21 protein-coding genes are annotated in these 23,663 nt (G+C 69.6%); 14 read left to right on the top strand and 7 right to left on the bottom strand.

What is annotated here, in order from left to right; translation table 11 throughout:
* Window positions 1–108 precede the first annotated feature (108 nt).
* The gene (locus OG266_RS35460; RefSeq protein ID WP_371550698.1) at window positions 109–1,299 is read left to right on the top strand and encodes an acyl-CoA dehydrogenase family protein; all 1,191 of its coding nucleotides are present in this window, start codon (window positions 109–111) and stop codon (window positions 1,297–1,299) included.
* 65 nt (window positions 1,300–1,364) lie between these two features.
* On the opposite strand, the gene OG266_RS35465 is transcribed toward OG266_RS35460, so the two are convergent.
* Complete coding sequence (locus OG266_RS35465; protein ID WP_266466576.1) at window positions 1,365–1,805, bottom strand: cell division protein SepF; 441 nt, start codon at window positions 1,803–1,805, stop codon at window positions 1,365–1,367.
* Between the two features lie 290 nt (window positions 1,806–2,095).
* Between OG266_RS35465 and OG266_RS35470 the strand changes: the two genes are divergently transcribed.
* Window positions 2,096–3,289 carry a DUF5685 family protein gene (locus OG266_RS35470; RefSeq protein ID WP_371550700.1) on the top strand — a complete coding sequence of 398 codons (1,194 nt, stop codon included), beginning with the start codon at window positions 2,096–2,098 and terminating at the stop codon, window positions 3,287–3,289.
* A gap of 62 nt (window positions 3,290–3,351) precedes the next feature.
* On the opposite strand, the gene OG266_RS35475 is transcribed toward OG266_RS35470, so the two are convergent.
* Window positions 3,352–4,314, bottom strand: a complete 963-nt coding sequence (locus OG266_RS35475) for an ABC transporter substrate-binding protein (RefSeq protein WP_371550702.1) — start codon at window positions 4,312–4,314, stop codon at window positions 3,352–3,354.
* A gap of 514 nt (window positions 4,315–4,828) precedes the next feature.
* On the opposite strand from OG266_RS35475, the gene OG266_RS35480 reads away from it, so the two are divergent.
* The 11 genes from OG266_RS35480 (at window position 4,829) to OG266_RS35530 (ending at window position 17,237) form a co-directional block, all read left to right on the top strand.
* Entirely contained in the window at window positions 4,829–5,674 is an 846-nt protein-coding gene (locus OG266_RS35480; protein ID WP_266466586.1) for an amino acid ABC transporter permease, read from the top strand.
* Window positions 5,671–7,488 carry an FAD/NAD(P)-binding protein gene (locus tag OG266_RS35485; RefSeq protein ID WP_371550704.1) on the top strand — a complete coding sequence of 606 codons (1,818 nt, stop codon included), beginning with the start codon at window positions 5,671–5,673 and terminating at the stop codon, window positions 7,486–7,488. The genes OG266_RS35480 and OG266_RS35485 overlap by 4 nt, the downstream gene beginning before the upstream one ends.
* A gap of 88 nt (window positions 7,489–7,576) precedes the next feature.
* Complete coding sequence (locus tag OG266_RS35490) at window positions 7,577–8,458, top strand: amino acid ABC transporter permease (RefSeq protein WP_371550706.1); 882 nt, start codon at window positions 7,577–7,579, stop codon at window positions 8,456–8,458.
* A complete protein-coding gene (locus tag OG266_RS35495) occupies window positions 8,455–9,231 on the top strand; it encodes an amino acid ABC transporter ATP-binding protein (protein ID WP_371550707.1) in 777 nt (258 codons plus the stop codon). Before OG266_RS35490 ends, OG266_RS35495 begins: the two co-directional genes overlap by 4 nt.
* 59 nt (window positions 9,232–9,290) lie before the next feature.
* Window positions 9,291–10,268 (top strand): ABC transporter substrate-binding protein, encoded by a 978-nt coding sequence (locus tag OG266_RS35500; RefSeq protein ID WP_329548489.1) that lies wholly within the window; start codon window positions 9,291–9,293, stop codon window positions 10,266–10,268.
* 71 nt (window positions 10,269–10,339) lie between these two features.
* Window positions 10,340–11,419, top strand: a complete 1,080-nt coding sequence (locus tag OG266_RS35505; protein WP_371550709.1) for an LLM class flavin-dependent oxidoreductase — start codon at window positions 10,340–10,342, stop codon at window positions 11,417–11,419.
* Window positions 11,416–12,714: an NtaA/DmoA family FMN-dependent monooxygenase gene (locus OG266_RS35510; RefSeq protein WP_371550711.1), complete on the top strand. Its 1,299-nt coding sequence runs from the start codon at window positions 11,416–11,418 to the stop codon at window positions 12,712–12,714. Before OG266_RS35505 ends, OG266_RS35510 begins: the two co-directional genes overlap by 4 nt.
* A gap of 4 nt (window positions 12,715–12,718) precedes the next feature.
* A complete protein-coding gene (locus OG266_RS35515; RefSeq protein ID WP_266466605.1) occupies window positions 12,719–13,501 on the top strand; it encodes a DUF1684 domain-containing protein in 783 nt (260 codons plus the stop codon).
* Between the two features lie 440 nt (window positions 13,502–13,941).
* A complete protein-coding gene (locus OG266_RS35520; protein WP_266466607.1) occupies window positions 13,942–14,844 on the top strand; it encodes a S1 family peptidase in 903 nt (300 codons plus the stop codon).
* A gap of 163 nt (window positions 14,845–15,007) precedes the next feature.
* On the top strand, window positions 15,008–15,877 hold the full coding sequence (locus OG266_RS35525) for a slipin family protein (protein ID WP_371550714.1): 870 nt from the start codon (window positions 15,008–15,010) through the stop codon (window positions 15,875–15,877).
* Between the two features lie 280 nt (window positions 15,878–16,157).
* On the top strand, window positions 16,158–17,237 hold the full coding sequence (locus OG266_RS35530) for a S1 family peptidase (RefSeq protein WP_371550716.1): 1,080 nt from the start codon (window positions 16,158–16,160) through the stop codon (window positions 17,235–17,237).
* Between the two features lie 131 nt (window positions 17,238–17,368).
* Here OG266_RS35530 and OG266_RS35535 read toward each other — a convergent pair whose 3' ends face one another.
* On the bottom strand, window positions 17,369–18,352 hold the full coding sequence (locus OG266_RS35535) for a hypothetical protein (protein WP_371550718.1): 984 nt from the start codon (window positions 18,350–18,352) through the stop codon (window positions 17,369–17,371).
* A 237-nt stretch (window positions 18,353–18,589) separates the two neighbouring features.
* On the opposite strand from OG266_RS35535, the gene OG266_RS35540 reads away from it, so the two are divergent.
* The gene (locus OG266_RS35540) at window positions 18,590–21,382 is read left to right on the top strand and encodes an AAA family ATPase (RefSeq protein WP_371550720.1); all 2,793 of its coding nucleotides are present in this window, start codon (window positions 18,590–18,592) and stop codon (window positions 21,380–21,382) included.
* A 20-nt stretch (window positions 21,383–21,402) separates the two neighbouring features.
* On the opposite strand, the gene OG266_RS35545 is transcribed toward OG266_RS35540, so the two are convergent.
* The 4 genes from OG266_RS35545 to OG266_RS35560 are packed head-to-tail and all read right to left on the bottom strand — an operon-like array spanning window position 21,403 to window position 23,399.
* Complete coding sequence (locus OG266_RS35545; protein WP_371550722.1) at window positions 21,403–22,377, bottom strand: zinc-dependent alcohol dehydrogenase family protein; 975 nt, start codon at window positions 22,375–22,377, stop codon at window positions 21,403–21,405.
* Between the two features lie 50 nt (window positions 22,378–22,427).
* The gene (locus tag OG266_RS35550; RefSeq protein WP_371550724.1) at window positions 22,428–22,649 is read right to left on the bottom strand and encodes a hypothetical protein; all 222 of its coding nucleotides are present in this window, start codon (window positions 22,647–22,649) and stop codon (window positions 22,428–22,430) included.
* Entirely contained in the window at window positions 22,646–22,936 is a 291-nt protein-coding gene (locus OG266_RS35555; RefSeq protein ID WP_266466627.1) for a YciI family protein, read from the bottom strand. The genes OG266_RS35550 and OG266_RS35555 overlap by 4 nt, the downstream gene beginning before the upstream one ends.
* Before the next feature lie 55 nt (window positions 22,937–22,991).
* Window positions 22,992–23,399, bottom strand: a complete 408-nt coding sequence (locus OG266_RS35560) for a nuclear transport factor 2 family protein (protein ID WP_266466629.1) — start codon at window positions 23,397–23,399, stop codon at window positions 22,992–22,994.
* Between the last annotated feature and the right edge of the window lie 264 nt (window positions 23,400–23,663).

Consider the following 23,663-nt stretch of genomic DNA (forward strand, 5'->3'; position numbering starts at 1 on the left):
CGGCGGCTGCCGGATCTCGGAGCTCTGGACGTACGGGACACTGCGTCGTAACGTCTGCGCCGTATTCGTAACTAGCGGCGCTAGTTTTAGAGTTCCGGAGGCTCTGCCATGTCCGCGTCCTCGAAGTTGCCCCCCTTCGACCCCGCCGACCCCCTCGGTATCGACGACCTTCTGGACGCGGAGGACCTGGCGATCCGCGACACCGTGCGGGCGTGGGCCGCGGACCGGGTGCTCCCTTATGTCGCCGAGTGGTACGAGAAGGGGGAGCTGCCCGGGATCCGGGAGCTGGCGCGGGAGTTGGGCGGGATCGGGGCGCTCGGGATGTCGCTCCAGGGGTACGGGTGTGCGGGGGCCAGCGCCGTGCAGTACGGGCTTGCCTGTCTGGAGCTCGAGGCCGCCGATTCCGGGATCCGGTCGCTCGTTTCCGTGCAGGGCTCGCTCGCGATGTACGCCATCCACCGGTTCGGGTCTGAGGAGCAGAAGCAGCGGTGGCTGCCCTCCATGGCCTCGGGTGACGTCATCGGGTGCTTCGGGCTCACCGAGCCCGACCACGGGTCCGACCCGGGCTCCATGCGGACGTACGCCAAGCGCGACGGCGGGGACTGGGTCCTCAACGGGCGGAAGATGTGGATCACCAACGGGTCCGTCGCCGGGGTCGCCGTGGTGTGGGCGCAGACCGACGACGGGATCCGCGGGTTCGTCGTGCCCACCGACGCGGCCGGGTTCTCCGCTCCGGAGATCAAGCACAAGTGGTCGCTGCGGGCCTCCGTCACCAGCGAGCTGATCCTGGACGACGTACGGCTGCCCGCCGATGCCGTGCTGCCGGAGGTCACCGGGCTGAAGGGGCCGCTGGCCTGTCTGTCGCACGCGCGGTACGGGATCGTGTGGGGTGCGATGGGCGCCGCGCGGGCCAGCTTCGAGTCCGCCGTCGAATACTCCAAGACGCGCGAGCAGTTCGGGCGGCCCATCGGCGGCTTCCAGCTCACCCAGGCCAAGCTCGCCGACATGGCCGTCGAACTGCACAAGGGGATCCTGCTCGCCCATCACCTGGGGCGGCGGATGGACGCGGGGCGGCTGCGCCCGGAGCAGGTCAGCTTCGGGAAGCTCAACAACGTGCGGGAGGCGATCGAGATCTGCCGGACCGCCCGCACCATTCTCGGCGCCAACGGCATCTCGCTCGAATACCCCGTGATGCGGCACGCCACGAACCTGGAGTCGGTGCTCACCTATGAGGGCACCGTCGAAATGCATCAACTCGTGCTGGGCAAGGCGCTCACCGGACTCGATGCCTTCCGGTAGGAACTCGCAACCCCGGAAGAACCCGCAAGGACCCCGGCAAGGCAGGGCCGGTGAGCGGCCCTGCCTCAGCTCTGGTTGAAGAAACCGTCCTGCGGACGGCTCGCGGCCTCGCCGCTGACGATCTCCGTGTTGGCAGGGGTCAGCAGGAAGACGCGGGTGGCGACCCGTTCGATCGTGCCGCGCAGGCCGAAGGTCAGGCCGGCCGCGAAGTCCACCACGCGCTTGGCGTCGGCGGGTTCCATGGCCGTGAGGTTGATGATGACCGGGACGCCGTCCCGGAAGAGTTCGCCGATTCCACGTGCGTCCCGGAAGCTGTCCGGGGTGACCGTGCCGATCCGGCGGCCCTTTTCCTCCGCCGTCTCGGACGCGACCTTCACACGAGGGTCGGTGACCCAGGCATCGCCGGCCGCCTGGCCCTCGGCGTAGTTGTCGTCGTCGTAGTAACGCTCGTCATCGTTGTCGTCGACGAGGCCAAGCCAGGCACTCGCCTTGCGCACCGATCCCATGGACGCCTCCTCTCACAGCGGTCTTTCTTGCTTTCCGCATCCCCATGGTCGTCCATGATGCGGATGTCGCGCCAAGTGGATAGACGCCGCGCGGGGGTTTCGTGACGGTACTGGTGCACAGCGAATACGTCGAGAGCCCGCGTTTCCCAAGGGTCTTGCTGTGTACGGCTGCTGACTAGGAGTGAAATATGATTCTTCACGGCGTATGGGTGACGAGCGGTGCGTACGGGTGAACGGGGTGGTCGATACGATGCCGCAGCTCAACGTCGTACAGGTCACGGGGGAGTGTCGTGTTCGGAATAGTCAGGCCCTGCCGGCACCGTCTCGGTGAGGGGCTGAAGACCCAGTGGATGGCGCATTTGTGCGGGCTGTGCCTCGCGCTGCGCGGGGATCACGGTCAGTTCGCCAGGGTCGTCACGAACTATGACGGGCTGCTGGTATCGGTTTTGACGGAGGCTCAGGCCGCGCGCGCCACCGGGGGGCGGCGTACGGCGGGGCCCTGTCCCTTGCGCGGTATGCGCACCGCGTCCGTCGCGCAGGGCGAGGGCGCGCGGCTCGCCGCCGCCGTCTCGCTGGTGCTGGCGTCGGCCAAGGTGCGCGATCACGTGGCGGACGGGGACGGGCTGTTGGCCCGCAAGCCGGTGGCGCTCGCCGCGCGCCGGGTCGCCAGGAGCTGGGGGCGCGCCGGTGCGCGTACCGGTTCGGCAGTCGGGTTCGACACGGCTGTGCTGGTCGACGCCGTGGACCGGCAGATCGGTGTCGAGGCGCTGGCCGGGCTCGGGACGCCGCTTCTGACGGTCACCGAGCCGACCGAGACCGCGACCGCCGCGGCCTTCGCGCACACCGCCGTGCTCGCCGGGAGACCGGGCAACGCCGTGCCGCTCGCCGAGGCGGGACGGCTCTTCGGACGGCTCGCGCATCTCCTGGATGCCGTGGAGGACAGGGAAACTGACGCCGCGTCGGGCGCCTGGAATCCGCTGACGGCCACCGGGACCTCGCTCGTGGAGGCGCGGCGGCTCGCGGACGACGCGCTGCACGGGATACGGCTGGCGCTGCGCGAGGTCGAGTTCAGTGACGGCAGGCTGGCGCACACGCTGCTCGCGCACGAGCTGCGGAACTCCGTGGACCGCGCCTTCGGCACGAGCTCGTGCTCACACCAGTCGCATCAGGCGGACGTATACGGCCCGCCGACCGGACCGTACGCGCCTCCCGGCGGCCCGGGCGGACCGCCGCTTCCCCCGGAGCCGCCGCACCGCGACCGGCGCGGGCTCATCGTGGGCTGCTTGGTGTGGGCGGGGCTGGCCTGCACGTGCCAGATGTGCTGCGGCGAGTACGAGGACCCGTGGAGCCGGGAGCGCAGGGAAGGGCTCTGCAGTCAGTGCGACTGCGACTGCAGTGGGTGCGGTGACTGCTGCGACTGCGGTGATTGTTGCGGCAATTGCTGCGACGGGTGTGATTGCGGGTGTGATTGCGGCGGCTGCTGAGGGTGGGTTCCGTCCCGTCACCAGTACGGGACGGAACCCGGGTTCGCCGGGAAGCGGCCGCCTCAGTCCTTGATCTCCGATGGTGAGATCTCCGACTTCTCGATCTCCGAGCCGGTGGTGCCCCACTTCTCGAGGATCTTGTCGTACGTCCCGTCGGCGATGAGTTCGTTCACCGCGGCCTGGAAGGCGGGGGCCAGCTTCGTGCCCTTCTTGAAGGCGAAGCCGACGTCGAGGCGGTGGTACTCGCTGAGGAACTTCACGCCCTCCTGGTGGGCGACCGCGTAGCGCAGGCCGTTGATCGTGCTCATCACGATGTCGCTGCGGCCCTGTTGCAGCGAGGACCAGATCGCGCCCTGCTCGCTGTAGGTCTGCACCTTGTAGGCGTCCTTGCCGGCGTCCGTGCAGACCTTCTTGTTGTCCTCCAGGGTCGCCTCGAAGGTCGTGCCCGCGGCGGTCGCGACGTTCAGGCCGCACAGCTGCTTCAGGTCGGTGATCTTCGTGAGTTTGCTGTCGTCGCGGGTGGCGAAGCCCTGGCCGTCGTTGATGTAGGTGACGAAGTCGATGGTCTTGCGGCGCTCGTCGGTCACACCGAAGTTGCCGATGCCGAGGTCGTACTTGCCGCTGTCGAGGGCCGGCAGGATCGCCTCGAAGCTCGCGGCCTCGTAGTCCAGCTTGATGCCGAGGGTCTTCGCGACCGCGTTGGCGAAGTCGACGTCCTGGCCGGCGAGGGTCTTGCCGTCCTCCAGGTACGAGGTGCCCGGCGGCTGACCGGAGACGCTGACCGCGATGCTGAGACCGGTGGTCCCGGAGGGCAGCAACTTGGCCGCCGCCGCGTCCTTCTTGACGGAAGAGAGCACGTCCGCCGTGGGGATTCCGTCGTTGTTGACCGCGGCCTGGGCGTCGGTTCCGCCGGAGCCCGTGCTTCCCGAGTCACCGGAACCGCACGCCGTGAGCAGCAGCGCCGCGGAGGTAACCAGGGCAAAGGGGATGAAATGGCGACTACGGGGTCGCGAGGGCGTACTCATGGCGTACGGATCTCCTGAGCAGGCGTAAGGCAGACGGAAGACAGGGAGAAGGCAGGCAGAGGGCAGCCGGGAAAAGCGGCGGGAAAAGTGAGTTCTGTGCGCGAGGGGAGCGCGGGATACGCGTGTGAAGGCGTGGGCATCGGCGCTCAGGCGGCGCCGGAGAAAAGCAGAAAGCGCCCGTCAGAGGGGGCGCCAGAGGTCAGCTCAACAGGAAGAGGACCACACTCGACCGAAGTCGATGTGGGAGCGCGTGACCAGCCACTGCTGCGAATGCATGGGGCAAGTGGAACAGGCATCCGTTTCCGCGTCAACTGACATGAGACGTAGCGCTCACAGTGTGGACACCCTTGACAGGGACGGGAAACGCCCCCGTACTCTCGACGGACGGCCATGCTGAGGGGCTCGGCCGTGGTGCGTCCTCGTGGCGCGCCGTGTGGTCCGTACGGTCCCTGTGACCGTGCGGCCCGTGTGAAGGCACCACCGTGTTCGACTCGACGCATCACGGAGCCTTCGCATGTCCTCCGACACCCTTACCAAGGTGGCCGCACCGGAAGATGCGGTGCCTTTGCGCATCGTCCCGCAGCGCCGCCTGGGCCAGTGGACCGCCGCCGTCGTCGTCCTGGTCCTGCTCGGGCTCGCCCTCAACTCCGTAGTGCGCAATGACGCGTTCCAGTGGGACGTCGTGGGCGACTACTTCACGACCGCCGCGGTCCTGCGCGGACTCTGGCTCACCCTCTGGCTGACCGCGCTCGTGATGGCGCTCGGCTTCGCCCTCGGCACCCTGCTCGCCGCGTTCCGGCTCTCCACCAATCCCGTGCTGCGGGCGGTGAGTTGGGGATACGTCTGGCTGTTCCGGTCGATGCCGATCCTGGTGCAGCTGCTGTTCTGGTTCAACATCGGAGTGCTGTACCCGGAGATCCTCGGGATCAAGACGGTGAACCTGCTCGGCCCGGTCACCGTCGCCATCGTCGGCCTCACCCTGCACGAGGCCGCGTACGCCGCCGAGGTGGTGCGCGGCGGCATCCTCTCCGTCGACCGCGGCCAGATCGAGGCCGCGCAGGCGCTCGGGCTGAGCCGGTGGCGCCGCTGGTGGAAGATCGTGCTGCCGCAGGCGATGCGCTCCATCGTGCCGCCGGCCGGGAACATGCTGATCGGCACCCTCAAGGGCACCTCCATCGTCAGCGTCATCGCCGTACAGGACCTGCTCTACTCGGTCCAGCTCGTCTACCACCGCACCTACCAGGTCATGCCCCTGCTGATGGTGGCCACCCTCTGGTACGTCATCGTCACCTCGGTGCTCAGCGTCGGCCAGTACTACGTGGAGCGGCACTATGCGCGCGGTTCGGAGCGCACCCGATGAGCGCCGGGCGGCCCTCGCTGGTGATCGTGGGCGCCGGGCCGCGGGGGACCGGTGTCCTGGAGCGGATCGCCGCCAACCTGCCTGAGCTGTACGGCGATTCGGGGTCGCAAGGCGCGCAGGGTTCGGTGAGCTCCGGGAGTTTCGGGGGCTCCGAGGGTTTCGATATCCATCTCGTCGACCCCTATCCGCCGGGCGGCGGGCGCATCTGGCGCGAGGAGCAGTCGTCGCTGCTGTGGATGAACTCGCAGGCCCAGGACGTCACGATGTTCACCGACGAGACCGTGGCCATGGACGGGCCGGTGCTCGAAGGTCCCACGCTGCACGAGTGGGCGGGCGTCGACGGGCGGGTCTTCGCGGACCGGCAGCGCCAGGGCACGTACCTGCGCTGGGTGTACGAACGGGCCGTGGACGCCCTGCCTCCGGGCGTCCGGGTCCAGCACCACCCGCGCCGGGCCCTGCGTGTCGACGGGCCCCGTGGCGGCCGTCAGCAGGTGTGGCTGGAGGGTCGGCCGGAGCCGCTCCTCGCCGACCTCGTGGTCCTGGCGCTCGGTCACCTCGACGCCGAACTCGACGACGAACAGCGGGAATTGGCGGCGTACGCCGAGCGTCACGGGCTGGTGCATCTGCCGCCGGACTTCACCGCCGACAGTGACCTGTCCGCGCTGGAGGCGGGTGAACCCGTCCTCGTGCGCGGCTTCGGGCTCGCCTTCGTCGACCTGATGGTGCTGCTGACGGAGGGGCGCGGCGGACGCCATGAGGGGGAGACGTACGTCCCGTCCGGGCGTGAGCCGATCCTGTACGTCGGCTCCCGGCGCGGGGTGCCCTACCACTCCAAGATCGGTTACGGCTGGGAGGGTGAACGGCCGCCGCTGCCAAGGTTCTTGGGGCCCGCGGAGATCGACGAACTGCTGGCGCGCCCGGAGGGGTTCGACTTCCGGCGGGATGTCCAGCCGCTGATCGAGAAGGAGCTCGGGTTCGCGCACTACCACCGGCTGTTCGCGGCACACCCCGAGCGGACGCGGATGGCCTGGACGGACTTCGAGGAGAAGTACGCGGCCACGGACACCGCCGAGATCCAGGCACTGGTGGCGTCCGCCGTTCCGGACCCCGCCGACCGGCTCGACCTCGCCGCCCTCGACCACCCGCTGGACGGGGTGCGGTACACCTCGCAGGAGGAACTCCAGAGGGGCCTGCGCGCGTACATCGAAGGCGATCTGACGCGGCGTCACGACCCGTCGAACAGCCCGGACCTGGCCGTCTTCCTCGGGCTGCTCTCCGTATACGGTCAGTTGGTCCGGCTCGGTGACATCGGCCCGTGGTGGCACGGCTTCTTCAGCTATCTCGCGTCGGGGCCGCCCGGACCTCGGCTGCGGCAGATGCTGGCCCTGTCGCGGGCCGGGATCCTGAAGTTCGTGGGCGCGGACATGACGGTCACCGCCGAGGACGGGGTCTTCCGGGCGGGCAGTGCCACGGTGCCGGGCGCGACGGTCGAGGCCCGCGCGCTCGTCGAGGCACGGCTGCCGCACCCCACGGTCGAGCGCACCAGCGACTCGCTGCTGCGTGAGCTGTACGCCGACGGGGCCGCCGCGACCCCCGAAGGGCTGCTCGCCGTGGACCCCTCCGACGGGCGGGTCCTGGACCGCTCCGGCACCCCGCACCCCCGGCGTTTCGCGCTCGGCCCGCACACCGACGCCCGCGGCTCGGGGGCGTTCACCCGGCCGCGTACCGGGGGCCCGGCCTTCCGGCAGAACGACGCGGCGGCGCGTGCCGTGCTGGCGTTCCTGCGCGCGCTGTCCTGTCGGGCCGCGGCCTGAAGTTCCGGCCCTGACGCCGTAGTTCGGACCATTCCACCGCACCCGCCCGGCGTTCCGCTCATGTCCCATCACGCCCCGAGGAACCCCCATGTCTCTGACCAGTGATCCACCCCGCACCAAAACGGCCCCCGAACCGGAGGACCTCGGCGCGCTCCTGGTCGTGCCCGTCCGCCACCCCTGGCGCTGGGCCGCCGTCGTCGCGACCGCCGTACTGCTCGCGCAGTTCGCGCACGGGCTTGTCACCAACGCCGGCTGGGAATGGGAGGTGTTCGCCGACTACTTCGCGGCGGACGTGGTTCTCAAGGCCGTCTGGGTCACGCTCCAACTCACCTTCTACGGCACGGCGTTGGGCTTCGCGCTCGGCATCGTGCTGGCCTTCATGCGGCTGTCGCAGAGCCGGTTCCTCAAGGCCGTCGCCTTCGGCTATGTCTGGGCGTTCCGGTCGATCCCGCTCATCGTCCAGCTCTTGTTCTGGTTCAACCTGGCCTACCTGTACCCGGAGTTGCAGTTCGGGATCCCCTTCGGGCCGGGGTTCTTCTCCTTCGACACGATGGGCCTGGTCGGGGCGATGAGCGCGGCCGTGCTGGGACTGGCCCTGCACCAGGCCGCGTATGCCGCGGAGATCGTGCGCGGGGGCGTACTGGCCGTGGACGGTGGGCAACTGGATGCGGCGGCCGCGCTGGGCATCCCGAAGCTGCGGCAGATCCGGCGGATCGTGCTGCCCCAGGCGATGCGCTCGATCCTGCCGAACGCCGCCAACGAGGTGATCTCCCTCTTCAAGGGAACCTCCATCGTCTCCGTCATGGCGATCGGCGAACTCTTCTACCAAGTCCAGGTCATCTACGGGCGCAACGGCAGGGTCGTACCCCTCCTGATGGTCGCCACCGCCTGGTACATCCTCCTGACCAGCGCACTCTCCGTCCTCCAGTACTACGTCGAACGTCACTACGCCAAGGGAGCCGTCCGATGAGCGCGCCCACGAACTCCGCCATGGTCGACATCAAGTCCGTCCACAAGAGCTTCGGTTCGCTGGAAGTGCTCAAAGGCGTCGACCTCGAAGTGCGGACCGGAGAGGTCACCGTCATCCTCGGCCCTTCCGGGTCCGGCAAGTCGACGCTGCTGCGCACCATCAACCACCTGGAGAAGGTCGACCAGGGCTGGATCAGCGTCGACGGCACCCTCGTCGGTTACCGGCGCTCCGGCGACAAGCTGTACGAGCTGCGTGAGCGCGAGATCCTCAAGCAGCGCACCCAGATCGGCTTCGTCTTCCAGAACTTCAACCTCTTCCCGCACCTCACCGTGCTGGACAATATCGTCGAGGCGCCGGTCTCCGCGCTGAAGCGGCCCCGCAAGGACGCCGTGGAGACCGCGCGGAAACTGCTCGACCGGGTGGGGCTCTCCGACAAGGCCGACGCCTACCCGAAGCAGTTGTCCGGCGGTCAGCAGCAGCGCGTCGCCATCGCCCGCGCGCTGGCCCTGGAGCCGAAGCTGCTGCTCTTCGACGAGCCGACCTCCGCGCTCGACCCCGAGCTGGTCGGCGAAGTCCTCGACGTCATCAAGGACTTGGCCCACCAGGGCACCACGATGATCGTGGTCACGCACGAGATCGGCTTCGCCCGAGAGGTCGCCGACACCGTTGTCTTCATGGACGACGGCCGCGTCGTCGAGCAGGGCGCCCCCGGCGACGTACTCGACAAGCCGCAGCACGAACGGACCCGGGCGTTTCTGTCCAAGGTCCTCTGAAGCCCCCGTTTCCTCTGGAACGGCTCTTGAAATCCCTTAACACTCATAGGAGTTCGCCCATGCTGTCCCGACGCACCTTCGCAGCCTCCATCGCCGCCCTCGTCACCGCTCCGCTGCTCAGCGCCTGCGGCGGTGACAGTGACGCGGCGACCGGGACGGGCGGCTCGGACACCAAGAAGGTCGGCAACATCAACATCGGTCCCGACCAGAACCGCGTCCGCGGCAAGAAGGTCGACGAGATCGCCGCGCTCGTGCCGGCGGCCGTCCGTGAGCGCGGCACGCTGAAGCTCGGCCAGAGCGCCGACGCCTCGCCGCCACTCGGGTTCTACGCGACCGACGACAAAACCCGGATCGGCTCGGAGATCGACCTCGCGACGCTCGTCGCGGACACCCTCGGCCTCAAGCTCGACAACGAGGAGGTCTCCTGGGAGAACCTCTTCGTCGGGCTCGACAGCGGCAAGTTCGACGCCGTGTTCTCCAACGTCACCGTCACCGAGGAACGCAAGGAGAAGTACGACTTCGCGACCTACCGCCTCGACAACATCGCCTTCGAGGCGAAGAAGGGCGTCGACTGGACGGTCAAGGAGCCCAAGGACGTCGCGGGCAAGACCATCGCCGTCTCCTCCGGCACCAACCAGGAGAAGATCCTCGTCGACTGGAGCAAGCAGAACGAGGACGCCGGTCTGAAGCCCGTCGACATCAAGTACTACCAGAAGGACACGGACTACTACCTGGCGCTGCAGTCGGGACGTATCGACGCGTATCTCGGCCCGAGCCCGTCCGCCGCGTACCACGTCTCGTCCGCCGGGCAGACCGAGGTCGTCGGCACTCTCTCCGGAGCCGGCGACAAGCTCCAGGGCAAGATCGCGGCCACCACGAAGAAGGACAGCGGTCTCGTGGACGCCTACGCGGCGGCCATCGACCACGTGATCGAGAACGGCCAGTACGCCGAGGTGCTCAAGCGCTGGGGGCTGACGACCGAGGCCGTCGAGAAGTCCGAGATCAACCCTCCGGGCCTGCCGAAGACCGAGTCGTAGTCCATGTGGGTGGCGGCGGGATCCGCACAGATCCCGCCGCCTCCTCGCTCCCCGCTGAAAGGTTCTCCTCAATGACCGCACCGAACGGCCGGGCGCTTCTGCATCTGGCCGCCGCTCTCGATCAGCAGGCGGCCTACGATGCCGCCTCCCATGTGGAGTTGGCGCAGCTCGCGGAGCGTGGGGCGTTCGACTTCGTGACGCTCGGCGACACTTTCGCGCGTCCGGGGCCCGACGCGCTCGCCGTGCTTGCGCGGGTCGCGCCGGTCACCCGCCGGGTCGGTCTGGTGCCGACCGTGACCACCACGCACACCGAGCCCTTCCATGTACAGGCGGCCGTGGCGACCCTCGACTGGGTCAGTCATGGGCGGGCCGGCTGGCAGATCGACGTGTCGACGTCCGAGGGCGAGGCGCGGCTGTTCGGCCGGCGGCACGCCGCGCCCGCCGACGCGCTGTGGCGGGAGGCCGGTGAAGTCGCCGACGTGGCCGCCCGGTTGTGGGACAGCTGGCAGGACGACGCCGAGATACGCGATGAGTCGACAGGCCGCTTCATCGACCGGGACAGGCTGCACTACGTCGACTTCGAGGGGCCGACCTTCTCGGTGAAGGGCCCCTCGATCGTGCCGCGCCCGCCGCAGGGTCACCCCGTCCGGGTCGTCGACGCGACCGAGGGGCATGCCCGGCAGACCGCGGCCCGGTACGCCGATGTGGCGCTCGTACGGGTCGCGCGCCCGGCGCAGGCCCGCGCTGTACGGGCCGAACTGCGGGAAGGGGCCGCCCGGTTCGGGCGCGACCCCGACGACCTGCGCGTCCTCGCCGGACTCACCGTCGACCTCGGTGACGGCGAGCACGCGGCCGAACCGGGCCACGGCGGCGGCGGACCCCGGCAGACCGCCCAGGGCCCGCTGTACCGGGGCGGCCCTGTCGACCTCGCCGACCTGATCGCCTCCTGGCACGAGGCCGACGCCGCCGACGGCTTCCACCTCACGCCCGTCGAACCACTCCGTGACCTGGAACGGCTCGTCAACGGAACGGTGGCGCTGCTCCAGCACCGCGGCCTGTTCCGCACCTTCTATCCGGGCAGCACGCTCCGGGAGCACCTGGGGCTCGCCCGGCCCGCCAACCAGTACGCCGTGGCAGGGGGAACGTCATGACCGTACGCAAGCAGCTGCACCTCGCCGCCCACTTCCCGGGCGTCAACAGCACCACCGTGTGGGCCGATCCCCGGTCGAAGTCCCAGATCGACTTCGCGTCCTTCGAGCACCTCGCGCGCACCGCCGAGCGCGGTCTGTTCGACTTCTTCTTCCTCGCCGAGGGGCTGCGGCTGCGGGAGCACCGGGGACGTATCCATGACCTGGACGTCGTGGGACGGCCCGAGTCGATCACCGTGCTCAACGCGCTCGCGGCCGTCACCGAGCGGCTCGGGCTCGCCGCCACGGTCAACGCGACCTTCAACGAGCCCTACGAACTCGCCCGCAGGTTCGCCACCTTGGACCATCTGAGCGGGGGCCGGGCCGCCTGGAACGTGGTGACCTCCTCCGACGCCTTCACCGGCGAGAACTTCCGCCGCGGCGGCTTCCTCGACCGCGCGGACCGCTACACCCGCGCCGCCGAATTCCTCTCCACGGCAAGGGAGTTGTGGGACTCTTGGACGCCCGAGGGTCTTCCTCGCCCCTTCGCGCACCGAGGCGAACACTTCGACATCGCGGGCGAGTTCGGCCTGCCGCGCTCCCCGCAGGGGCACCCCGTCGTCATCCAGGCCGGGGACTCCCCGGATGGCCGTGAGTTCGCCGCGTCCGCCGCCGACGTGATCTTCACGCGCCACGGGAGCCTGGAGGCGGGCCGGGAGTTCTACGCCGATGTGAAGGGGCGGCTCGCGAGGTACGGGCGGGCGCTCGAGGACCTGAAGATCATGCCCGGGGTCACCGTCGTGCTCGGGGACACGGCCGCCGAGGCGCAGGAGCGGGCGGCCGACATCCGCCGCCTGCAGGTCTCGCCGCAGAGCGCGATCCTCGCCCTGGAGCAGATCTGGGGCGTCGACCTCTCCTCGTACGACCCCGACGGGCCCCTTCCGGACATCGACCCGGATCCGGAGTCGACCCTCGTGCAGGGGCGCGTGAAAATCGCCGACCCCTTCGCGATCGCCGAGAAGTGGCGGGCCCTGTCGCGGGAGAAGGGCCTGTCCATCCGGCAGACCGTGATCGAGGCGAGCGGCCGGCAGTCCTTCATCGGCACCCCGGAGTCCGTCGCCGCCGAGCTCGACGAGTTCGTGACGAACGACGCCGCCGACGGCTTCATCCTCGTACCGCATCTGACACCCGGCGGCCTCGACGAGTTCGTGGACCGGGTGGTGCCGCTGCTCCAGGAGCGCGGCGCGTTCCGTACGGAATACACGGGCACGACGCTGCGCTCACACCTCGGGTTGCCGGATCCGGTGTGGAAGGGTTGATCACATGACGACGGACGCATCCGAGGACTGGAAGCACTGGCACGAGCACCGCGACGAATCGGTGTCCGCGCCCTACGGACCGCTCACGCTCACGGGCACGTACTGGATCGAGGACCATCCGGAAGGGCAACTTCCGGGCATTCCGGGGCGATGGACCGCCGGGGACGACGCGGTCGTACTGACGGCGACAGCCGAGGACGGTCTCACCGTCGACGGGGAGCCCTTCACCGGCGAGGTGACGCTCGGCGCCGATCTCGGTCCGGCGGACGGGGCCCGCGTCGGGCGCGGCGAGCGCCGGTTCGTCGTCCTCGTGCGGGAAGGGGTCTGGGGCGTACGCGACTTCGACCCCGGCTCACCCGCACGGCAGGCGTTCAAGGGCATCGACGCGACCGGGTACGACCCGCGCTGGTCGGTGCCGGGGCACTTCACGCCGTACGGCGAGGGCCGCACCGTACGCGTCGAGAACGCGGACGGACAGGCGCGCGGGCTGGGGCTGGGCGGGGTGCTCGCCTTCACCCTCGACGGACAGGACCTCACGCTTCAGGTCTCGGTCGAGGGCGACGGCTCGCTCTGGGCCGTGTTCGCCGACTCCACGAGCGGGGAGAGCAGTTACCGCTTCCGGTTCCTGCGGCCCGCGGCGCCCGACGCCGAGGGGCGTACGACGGTGGACTTCAACCGGGCCGTGCTCCCGCCGTGCGCCTTCGCGGACCACTTCATCTGCCCGTTCCCGCCGCCCGGGAACACCCTGGGCACGGCGGTCGAGGCGGGGGAGCGGAACCTGCTCTGAGACGCCCGGTTTCCGGCATGCGCGCGCCGACGGTGGTCTTCGTCGGCGCGCGTTCGTGTGCTCGTATTCCGCCGCCCCGTGCATCCGCCGTGTGCATGACAGGAATACGCCATTCTGGGCCGGCGCGCCGTCTGTTGAGCTTCGGCATCTGTCGCGGGCGGCACTCGCCGACGGCCACTGCGGTGACGTGGTCAATGCCTGTCAACACGCGTAGTTCGTGGGCGTGGTCCGCGCAAGATCTACCTCCCCGCGCTGTCCAACAGTTGAACCCTGTACGGCCGAAAGGCGCCCTTGCGCCCATCAGCCGCGCGGCCGAATACTCCCCCACAGCGCTTCCCAGGAGCACGGCTTGTCCGGAATCCGGGCAGGGGTGTCTCTGGCTGCGCCTCACGGGCCCCGACCCCACGCGGGCCCCTTACTTCCCCTCGGAGGAATGACACGTGAGGATCAAGCGCACTACCCCCCGCAACGGCATAGCGAGACGGACCCGGCTGATCGCCGTCAGCGCCGGACTCGTAGCCGCGGCAGCGATCACCGTCCCCAACGCGAGCGCGGCCGACGTCCACACCTTCAGCACCACCCAACTGAGTTCCGTGAACAAGTCGGTACTCAAGTCCGACATCGCGGGTACCGCCTGGGTGGTCGACGCCAAGACGAACCGCGTCGTCGTCACCGTCGACAGCACGGTCTCGGCGGCCGAGATCGCGGAGATCAAGAAGGACGCGGGCGGCAACGCCGGCGCCCTCACGATCAAGCACACCCCGGGCAAGTTCAACAAGCTGATCAACGGCGGCGACGCCATCTACGGTGGCGGCTACCGCTGCTCGCTCGGCTTCAACGTCGTCAGCGGGAGCACCTACTACTTCCTGACCGCCGGGCACTGCGGAGAGGTCGCCTCGACCTGGTACTCCAACTCCGGTCAGACCACCACGCTGGGCACGAACTACGGCTACAGCTTCCCGACCAACGACTACGCGCTGGTCCGCTACACCAACACGTCGGTCACCAAGTCCGGCACCGCGGGCAACACCGACATCACCAGCTCCGGCAATGCCTCCGTGGGCCAGGCGGTCATCCGTGACGGCTCCACGACCGGCATCCACACCGGGACCGTGACCGGCCTCAACGCCACCGTCAACTACGGCAGCGGCGACGTGGTCTACCAGATGATCCAGACCAACGTCTGTGCCGAGGGCGGCGACTCCGGTGGCGCCCTCTACACCTCCGGTGGCGTCGCGCTCGGTCTGACCTCCGGTGGCAGCGGCAACTGCAGCTCGGGCGGCACGACCTTCTTCCAGCCCGTGGCCGAGGCCCTCAGCCGCTACGGTGTCTCCGTCTACTGACCCGACCGGCGCACCACAAGCACGCGCACGACCTGACCGTGCAGCCAGCAGCAGGCGAGCCCCCGCACTCAACTGACGTGCGGGGGCTCGCCCTTGCTCGGGTGACGGAGTTACCGTCGACGTACATGCCTGATGCGCCCACTTCGGACCCTGGGGGGCCGTAATGGTGGAGGAGCTGGTGGCGGCGGGAGTTACCGTCGCGTCGGTGGGGCTGGTCTATGTGATGGCCGGGGCCCGTGTCGTCAAACAGTACGAACGGGGCGTGGTGCTGCGGCTCGGCCGGCTGCGCACGCAGGTACGCGGTCCCGGGTTCACGATGATCGTGCCCTTCGTCGACAAGCTGCGTAAGGTCAATATGCAGATCGTGACGATGCCGGTGCCGGCGCAGGACGGCATCACCAGGGACAACGTCACGGTCCGGGTGGACGCCGTCATCTACTTCAAGGTGATCGACGCCGCCGACGCCGTCATCCAGGTCGAGGACTACCAGTTCGCGGTCTCGCAGATGGCGCAGACATCGCTGCGCTCGATCATCGGCAAGAGCGATCTCGACGATCTCCTCTCCAACCGCGAAAAGCTCAACCAGGGACTGGAGTTGATGATCGACAGCCCGGCGGTCGGCTGGGGTGTGCAGATCGACCGCGTCGAGATCAAGGACGTGTCGCTGCCGGAGACGATGAAACGGTCGATGGCCCGGCAGGCCGAGGCCGACCGTGAGCGCCGCGCCCGGGTCATCAACGCCGACGCGGAACTTCAGGCGTCGAAGAAGCTGGCGGAGGCCGCCGGGGTGATGTCCGAGCAGCCCGCGGCGCTCCAACTGCGGCTGCTGCAGACGGTGGTGGCGGTCGCCGCTGAAAAGAACTCCACGCTGGTGCTGCCCTTCCCGGTGGAGCTGCTGCGGTTCCTGGAGCGGGCGCAGCAGCCCCCGGCATCTCCGGCGGCAGTGCCTCAGCAACCGGTGCAGGAGCAACTCCCGCCTGCCGAGCCTCCGATGGAATCGGACCCCGAGGGGTCGAAAACAGGACAGGACTAGACCTCACAGGCTGCACAACGGGCGCTCGCACCCAGTGTTTGCACTGGGAACCGACGTGCCCTGACCACGCAGGGTCAAGTCCGGGGGAGCGTGCGCCCGTTGTCTACGCGCGTCCTGAAGTCGACCTTGTGTGCCCCCTGTCAGGCTGGGAATAGTGGGTGACGAACAAATTGGCATGGACGCGGCGTTTTCTGTTGTGAGCCGGGTACATGTCCGTACGCCTTCCGGTCGGAGAGGTCCCCACAACCTCCCGGCCGCTCCCCCCACAGGAGGACGTAACTTGAAGCACCGACGCATACCCAAGCGGCGTGCCGCCGTGGCAGGTGCGGGCATCGCCGCACTGGTCGCCGCGGGAGTCACCTTCCAGACTGCGAACGCGAGTGAGGTGACGAAGACCCCCGCGCCCGAGACCCTCTCGATCGCGGCGGCCGGAAAGCTCGCCTCGACCCTCGGCAAGGACCTCGGCGCCGACGCGGCGGGAACGTATTACGACGCGAAGGCCAAGCTTCTCGTCGTCAACGTGCTCGACGAGACCGCCGCGAAGACCGCCCAGGCGGCGGGCGCCCAGGCCAGAATCGTCGAGAACTCCCTCGCCGAGCTGACGAGCGCCCGTACGACGCTCAAGAACGACGCGACCATCCCTGGCACCTCGTGGGCGACCGACCCGCAGACCAACAAGGTCGTCGTCACCGCGGACAGCACGGTCTCCAAGGCCGAACTGGCCAAGCTGACCGAGGTCGTCGAGGGGCTCGGCTCCAAGGCCGAACTCCAGCGTACGAAGGGGGAGTTCAAGCCCTTCGTCGCGGGCGGCGACGCGATCACCGGTGGTGGTGGCCGCTGCTCGCTCGGCTTCAACGTGGTCAAGGGCGGCGAGCCGTACTTCATCACCGCCGGGCACTGCACCGAGGCGATCTCCACCTGGTCCGCGGGCGGAACCGTGATCGGCGAGAACGAGCAGTCCAGCTTCCCCGGCAACGACTACGGCCTCGTCAAGTACACCGCCGACGTCGACCACCCGAGCGAGGTCGACCTCTACAACGGCTCGGCGCAGGCCATCACCCAGGCCGGCGACCCGACCGTCGGCCAGTCGGTGACCCGCAGCGGTTCGACGACCCAGGTGCACAGCGGCACGGTCACCGGCCTGGACGCCACCGTGAACTACGGCAACGGCGACATCGTCAACGGGCTCATCCAGACGAACGTCTGCGCCGAGCCCGGTGACAGCGGCGGCTCGCTCTTCTCGGGCTCCACCGCGATCGGCCTCACCTCGGGCGGCAGCGGCGACTGCACCTCCGGTGGCGAGACCTTCTTCCAGCCGGTCACGGAGGCGCTTTCCGCGACGGGTTCCTCGATCGGCTGACGGCTTCACCGCTTCACTGAAGAGACGGAGTCCCGTCCCCGCGCACGTTGCGGGGGCGGGGCTTTCTCGTGTGCGGCGTACTACGGGCGTACTGCCGACCGGGGGAGGGCGTACCACCGCGGAAGCCGGTTTCAGGCGACGTGGGGTGTCACCGCTCCTGCCGGATGCACCGTCCCGGGGCCGAACCGGTTCCGGGCGCGGTCGGCGGCGGCCTCGATGCGGCGGGCTTTCTCGTCGATCGGATCGAAGGCCAGCTGATGAGAGGTCAGTTCGGCGGCGATCAGGTCCTCCGCCCGCAGGGAGAGGGTGCGGACGCGGGCGCGCTGAAGGGTGAGCCGGTCGTGGAGCTCGTAGGCGAGTGCTGTCAGGGAGCGTGTGTGGGCGGTGGGTTCGCTCAGTTTCCGGGTGCGGGTTGTCGTCGAACGGTCCGCGTAGCGGACGCTGAGGGTGAGAGTGCGCGCGGCCTGGGACTCGGCGCGCAGCTGCAGACCGAGGCGGTCGGTGAGCGAGAGCAGGGCGGCGCGCTGCCGTTCCCGGTCCAGTTCGTCCTGGGCGAAGCGGTGTTCGACGCTCATCGAGCGGGACGCTGCTGAGGGGATCACCGGTGTCGGGTCGAGGCCGCGCGCCGCGTCATGGAGGCGGCGGCCGGCGGTGGCGCCCAGGATGCGCTGCAGCGTGCCGAGCGGTGCGGCGGCGATCCTGCCGACGCTGTCCAGGCCGTACGAGGACAGGGTGCGGGCGGTCGCAGGTCCCACGCCTTGCAGAGCGGCGGCGGGCTTCTTCGCGAGGAAGGCGGTGACCGTGTCGATGTCGTCGGGCAGGGTGCGCACTGCCGAGGGCGGGCCGTCGGCCGCGACCATGCGGGCGAGCAGTGGGTTCGCGGCGACCCCGACCGTCGAGCGGAGCCCGTACAGCCCTCCGGTGCGTGCCCGGATGCGTTCGGCCAGTGCCGTGGCGTCCGTGCCGAAGTAGCGCAGGCTGCCGGAGACATCGGCCAGTGCGGCGTCCGGCGGCAGCGACTGCACCAGGGGGGTGTACTCGGCCAGCAGGGCGAGAAGACGGCAGTGGATCCGCTCGTCCGACAGGTCGTGGAAGTGGATGTAGAGGATGCTCATCCCGCTCCGCCCACCTCCAGCTGCAGGGGTGGTTCGTCCGCCCCCGAACAATATATCGAACGTAATTCGAACACGCGACTCTTGGCAGGTGCGGTGTCGTCGTGACTCGTCGGCACCGGCTTGCGAGTGGTCGCCGTTGTTCGGGAGCGGCAGTGAGGCACCACCCGCCACACCAGGGCCCCTCCTTGTCGAGGTGACCGACAATGGGTTGTGCACCCGCGAAGAGGAGCCACCCCGATGACCGCGGAACATGAACGACCCGAGTACGGTCAGGCCGTTTCCGACTTGACGGGACGTTCCGCCGAACTGGACCTCATCAGGGCCGTCATCGAGGACACCGCGCGGCTGGGCGGCTCGCTCACGCTCTTCGGCGAGCCCGGCGTGGGGAAGTCGGCCCTGCTCGACGCCGCCGCCGACCTGGCCGTGGCGAATGGCATGCGGACGCTGCGGGCGGCCGGGGCCGAGTTCGAGGCCAATATCGCGTTCGCGGGACTCAATCAGCTGCTCGTGCCGCTGGCCGCGATGTTCCCCCAGCTCGATTCGCCGCACGAGAGCGCCCTGCGGGTGGCGCTGGGCTTCGGTGAGGGTGCGACCCCTTCGCGCATCATGATCTCGACCGCGGCCCTGTCACTGCTCCTGCTCGCCGCACAGGACCAGCCGCTGGTCGTCCTGGTCGACGACACCCAGTGGCTCGACGAGGCGAGCGCCGACGTCCTGGCCTTCGTGGCCCGTCGGGTCGCCGGCACCGCGGTGCGCGTGCTGTCGACGGTCCGCACAACCGAGAAGCCCCTCCCGGTACGCGGGGAGGTCAACAGCCTCACGATCCGCTCCCTCGACGACTCGGCGGCCGAGACCCTGCTGATCGACCGCTACCCGGATCTGGCCGAGCACGTGCGGCTGCGCATCGTCACCGAGGCCCAGGGGAACCCGCTCGCCCTGGTCGAACTGCCGGCCACCCTGACCTCGGACCGGTACCCGACCGCCGAGGCTTTGCCCGCCGTCCTGCCGTTGACCGAGCGGCTCAGCCGGATGTTCACCGACCGTATCGCCGCGCTGGCCTCCGAGACCCAGGATCTACTGCTGCTGCTCGCACTCGACGGCTCGGGCCACGCGCTGTCCGACGAGGGCGTGGCCGGCCCCGGTGCCGCAGCCCAGCTGGACATCGCCGAACGCGAGCGCATTGTCGTGATCGACCGCCACTCGGTGGTCTTCCGGCACCCGCTGGTGCGCTCCGCAGTGGTCGGACTGGCCGGACCCGAGTCGCGGCGCAGGGCCCACCGGGCACTGGCGAAGTGCCCTACCGCGGACCCCGGCCGCCGCGCCTGGCACCTCGCCGACGCGTCCATCGGCCCCGACGAGGAGGTGGCCACCCTCCTTCAGCGCGAGTCGATCCAGGCACTCAAACGGGGAGACCCGTCAGCGGCGGTGGCAGCGATGACCCGGTCGGCCGATCTGAGCCCGGATGCCGAGCACCGAGCACAGCGCCTGGCGGGGGCCGCGCACTTCGCGGCCGAGGTGATGGGAGACCTCCAGTCGGTCTCGCAGCTGCTCACCGACGCACGCCGCCTCCACGCCAACGCCGGCTCGCTCGCGACCGCCTCGGCCGCGGCCTCCCTCATGCTGTACTCCGACGCGGACGTCGTCTCGGCGTTCCGGGTGCTCACCACCGCTCTGCGGGCCCCCGCCGCGGAACCGACCGCGGACGAGGTCAAGGCCGCGATCTGGGTCCTTTCGGTGATCGCCTCGCTCAACGGGCGCAAGGAGATGTGGGACCCCTACCTCGAAATGGTGGACAGGTACCGCGACAAGCTGCCGGGCGGCCTGCTCATCCGCTCCGAGGTCGTGTCCAATCCGGCCACTGTCTCCACGGAGGCCCTGGACATCCTGGACCGGCAGATCGCGGCGCTGGCGACGGAGCGGGACCCCGGGCAGATCATCCGCGTCGGCTATGTCGCCAACGATGTCGACCGCCTCGCCGACCTGCGGGAACCGCTGCTACGCGTCTGGCAGGACGCCGCCCGCACGGGTGCCGTCGCCTCCGTCACCAATGCGCTCATGCTGCTGTGCGCGGAGAGCTATCTTGCCGGGCGGTGGGACGACACCCAGCGTTTCGCCGAGGAGGGGCTCGAACGCGCCCAGGCCTACGGGTACGTCAATTTCATCTGGTTCCTGCACTACAGCAGGGCCCTCGCCGCAGCCGCGCTCGGGCAGCAGGAAGAGGCCGAGGAACCGTTGAAGGAGATGCTGGCCTGGTCGATCCCCCGCCATGCCTTCATCGTGCCGCAGCACGTGCACCGCGTACGGACCCTCGCTGCCATAGGACGCAGCGATTTCGAGACGGCGTACACAGAGGCGACCAGGATCAGTCCACGCGGACTGGAGCCCGGCACCGCCCATCAACTACAGCTGTTCGTGGCCTACGACCTGGTCGAGGCGGCCGTGCGGACCGGTCGCACGGTCCAGGCCCAGGGATTCGTCGACGCGATGCTGCGCATGGGCATCACGAAGATCTCCTCCCGCTGGTCGCTGCTCGTGGCGGCGGCACAGGGGCTGGTGTCCGGCGGCGAGGTGGCCAGTGCCCACTTCGAGCGAGCACTGGCGGCGGCGCCCGAGGAGCTGTGGCCCTTCGAACGCGCGCGCGTGCTGCTGGCGTACGGCGAGCACCTGCGCCGTGAGCGCGCCACGGTCGAGTCACGTGTGCAACTGGCCGCCGCCCTGGCGCTGTTCGACCGCCTGCGGGCCGCACCCTGGGCCGAGCGGGCCAGGAACGAAATGAGCGCCACCGGCCTGTCGCGCCGGCAGGCCGACGTGAGCCAGGTGCAGCTCACTCCGCAGGAGCTCCAGATCGCCACGCTCGCGGCCTCGGGTCTGACGAACAAGGCGATAGGGGAGCGGCTGCACCTGTCCGCGCGCACCGTCAGCGGGCACCTGTACCACGTGTTCCCCAAGCTCGGCGTCACCGCGCGCGCCGGCCTGCGGGACGCGCTCACCGCCCTGAGCGAGCAGCACGATGACCCAGAGTTTCCGTAGCCGGGGCCCTTCGCGACGGGTCAGGCCTCGATGTCGACGACGATCTTGGCGTGGGCCGATCCGTCCTCGACGGCCGCGTGGGCCTGGGCAACCGCGTCCAGGGTGTAGCGGCGGGGGTCCAGCAGTGGCTTGAGCAGGCCTGCGTCGGCCAGGGTGGCGGCTTCGCGCAGGATTTCGCCGTGGTGCTCGCGGCCCTTACCGGTGAGCATGGGCAGCAGGGTGAAGACCCCGGAGTAGGTGGCGCCGCGGAAGGAGAGCGGGGCCAGGCTGTGGCTGCCCCAGCCCAGGGCGCTCAGGACGTGGCCGGTGTAAGGGCGTACCGCGGCGAAGGAGTTGTCCAGGACGGTGCCCCCGACGGTGTCGAATACGATGTCGAAGCCTTCGCCGCCGGTATGGGCGGCGACGTACTCCTCCACCTCGGTGGTGGCGTAGTCGATCGCGGTGGCGCCGAGCCGGCGGACGGTCTCGGCGTCGGCGGCCGAGGCGGTGGCGAAGACCTCGGCGCCGCGGGCGCGGGCGATCTGTACCGCGACGTGGCCGATGCCGCCCGCTCCGCCGTGCACCAGGACCTTGTGCCCGGCGCCGACCTTGGCTCGGTCCACCAGCCCCTCCCATGCGGTGACGACCGACAGCGGCAGCGCCGCGGCCTGGCGCATGGTCAGAGAGGTGGGCTTGTGGGCGAGCAGGCGGGCATCGGCGGCGACGTACTGAGCCAGTGATCCCTGCAGGTCGCCGACGCCGCCGCTCAGCCCGTACACCTCGTCGCCGACGGCGAAGCCGGTTACCTGCGGACCGACCTCCTCGACCGTGCCGGCCAGGTCCAGGCCCAGCACCGTGGGCAGGACCGTACGGGCGTGTGAGGCCAGACCGGCACGGATCTTGGTGTCCAGGGGGTTCACGCCGCTGGCGGCGATCTTGACCAGGATCTGGCCGGCGCCGGGCATTGGTGTGGCGATGTCGGCCAGTTCCAGCGGGGTGGCGAATTGTCTGAGCACGGCTGCGCGCATGGTCACTGTCTTTCGGTGGGTCCGGGTGGTGGCCGCCGTCATGAGGGGCGGTGGATCTGGGGTCGGGCCGGTTGCGCGGGGGCCACCATGTCGAGGACCGCTGCCGTGAAGGCGGCGGGGTTCTCCTGGGGGAGGTTGTGCCCGGCGTGCGGCACCCGGCGCTGCTGCCCCGACTGTGAGGTGGCGGGGTCCCGGGAGCGAGTGGGGTCGTGGCCCCGGAGGTGGGGCACGATCACTCGCATCACCGGTGTGAGGATCACGGCTGCAGGAGCCACTGGGCTTCGGCGCTCGCGCGCGAGGGGCGCCAGTCGATGACCGTGTGCGTGGCCACCTTGGCGATGCCGAACGGGTCCAGGGCCAGGATTCGGTCCAGCGCCTCGCGGTCGGCGGCCCGGGCCAGGACGAGGCCGCCGGTCCTGGGGTCCTGGCGGCCGGAGGCGATGAAGTGGCCGGCCGCGTAGTTCTCCTCCAGCCAGGCGTTGTGGGCTTCCAGGTGGCGGTCGATCTCTTCGAGCGGCGCGGTGTAGTCGAGGATCACAACAAACATGGTGTGCACTTCCGATCTTCGGACGGGGCGGTCAAGGGGGTTGAGGCGGTAGGGGTCAGGCAGGCTCGACCCGGGCCCAGAAATCGTTGAACTCGACGCTGTCGAAGAACGCGACAGCGCTGACGATCCGCTGGTCACGCATGGTCAGGAACCAGGCGTAGGTGTTGTCGTAGCGAGAGCCGTCCCGCACCGTGGCGCTCGCGTCGAACAGGGCGACCACGGTGTCCCCGTCGGCGTACAGCGCGCGGACGGTCGGCACGAGCGGGCTGCTCATCCGCGCGTTGAACGGGGCGATGACCGTGGAGAGGAACGCCTCGCGGGTGGGGTAGGTGCCGGAGGCGACGCTGTTGCCGACGATGGTCCAGTCGGCGTCCTCGGCGAGGAGGTCGAACACCCCACCGGTGCCGGCGGCCCAGGCGTCGAACGCCTCCGCGACCAGCTGCTTGTTGGATTTCTCGGACATGGAGTTTCTCGTTTCATCGGTGGGGGATTCGGCGGCTGCGCCGTCCTTTCCATGGTCGTCGCCCCTGCCGCGCCGAGCACGAGTCATCCGACCCGGTTCGGGCCGCGCGGGGCCACCACTGGCGCGTGCGGGCACCGGCCCGATGCATGCCTGTGCGGGACCATGGCACGTGGTGCGATGGGCGGCACGGCCTCAGCGCGGCGGCGCCGCTGCTCAGGAAGTCCTTGCAGTCAGGTCGGATGACTGGTGCGGGCCGGATGCCCC

It is taken from the genome of Streptomyces sp. NBC_00554 (assembly GCF_041431135.1).
Classification (GTDB): domain Bacteria; phylum Actinomycetota; class Actinomycetes; order Streptomycetales; family Streptomycetaceae; genus Streptomyces.

Bases quoted from the DNA above. Each gene is read 5' to 3' on its own strand.
- OG266_RS35460 (WP_371550698.1), top strand. From the start codon at position 109: ATGTCCGCGTCCTCGAAGTTGCCCCCCTTCGACCCCGCCGACCCCCTC.
- OG266_RS35465 (WP_266466576.1), bottom strand. From the start codon at position 1,805: ATGGGATCGGTGCGCAAGGCGAGTGCCTGGCTTGGCCTCGTCGACGAC.
- OG266_RS35475 (WP_371550702.1), bottom strand. From the start codon at position 4,314: ATGAGTACGCCCTCGCGACCCCGTAGTCGCCATTTCATCCCCTTTGCC.
- OG266_RS35480 (WP_266466586.1), top strand. From the start codon at position 4,829: ATGTCCTCCGACACCCTTACCAAGGTGGCCGCACCGGAAGATGCGGTG.
- OG266_RS35485 (WP_371550704.1), top strand. From the start codon at position 5,671: ATGAGCGCCGGGCGGCCCTCGCTGGTGATCGTGGGCGCCGGGCCGCGG.
- OG266_RS35490 (WP_371550706.1), top strand. From the start codon at position 7,577: ATGTCTCTGACCAGTGATCCACCCCGCACCAAAACGGCCCCCGAACCG.
- OG266_RS35495 (WP_371550707.1), top strand. From the start codon at position 8,455: ATGAGCGCGCCCACGAACTCCGCCATGGTCGACATCAAGTCCGTCCAC.
- OG266_RS35500 (WP_329548489.1), top strand. From the start codon at position 9,291: ATGCTGTCCCGACGCACCTTCGCAGCCTCCATCGCCGCCCTCGTCACC.
- OG266_RS35505 (WP_371550709.1), top strand. From the start codon at position 10,340: ATGACCGCACCGAACGGCCGGGCGCTTCTGCATCTGGCCGCCGCTCTC.
- OG266_RS35510 (WP_371550711.1), top strand. From the start codon at position 11,416: ATGACCGTACGCAAGCAGCTGCACCTCGCCGCCCACTTCCCGGGCGTC.
- OG266_RS35515 (WP_266466605.1), top strand. From the start codon at position 12,719: ATGACGACGGACGCATCCGAGGACTGGAAGCACTGGCACGAGCACCGC.
- OG266_RS35525 (WP_371550714.1), top strand. From the start codon at position 15,008: ATGGTGGAGGAGCTGGTGGCGGCGGGAGTTACCGTCGCGTCGGTGGGG.
- OG266_RS35535 (WP_371550718.1), bottom strand. From the start codon at position 18,352: ATGAGCATCCTCTACATCCACTTCCACGACCTGTCGGACGAGCGGATC.
- OG266_RS35540 (WP_371550720.1), top strand. From the start codon at position 18,590: ATGACCGCGGAACATGAACGACCCGAGTACGGTCAGGCCGTTTCCGAC.
- OG266_RS35555 (WP_266466627.1), bottom strand. From the start codon at position 22,936: ATGTTTGTTGTGATCCTCGACTACACCGCGCCGCTCGAAGAGATCGAC.
- OG266_RS35560 (WP_266466629.1), bottom strand. From the start codon at position 23,399: ATGTCCGAGAAATCCAACAAGCAGCTGGTCGCGGAGGCGTTCGACGCC.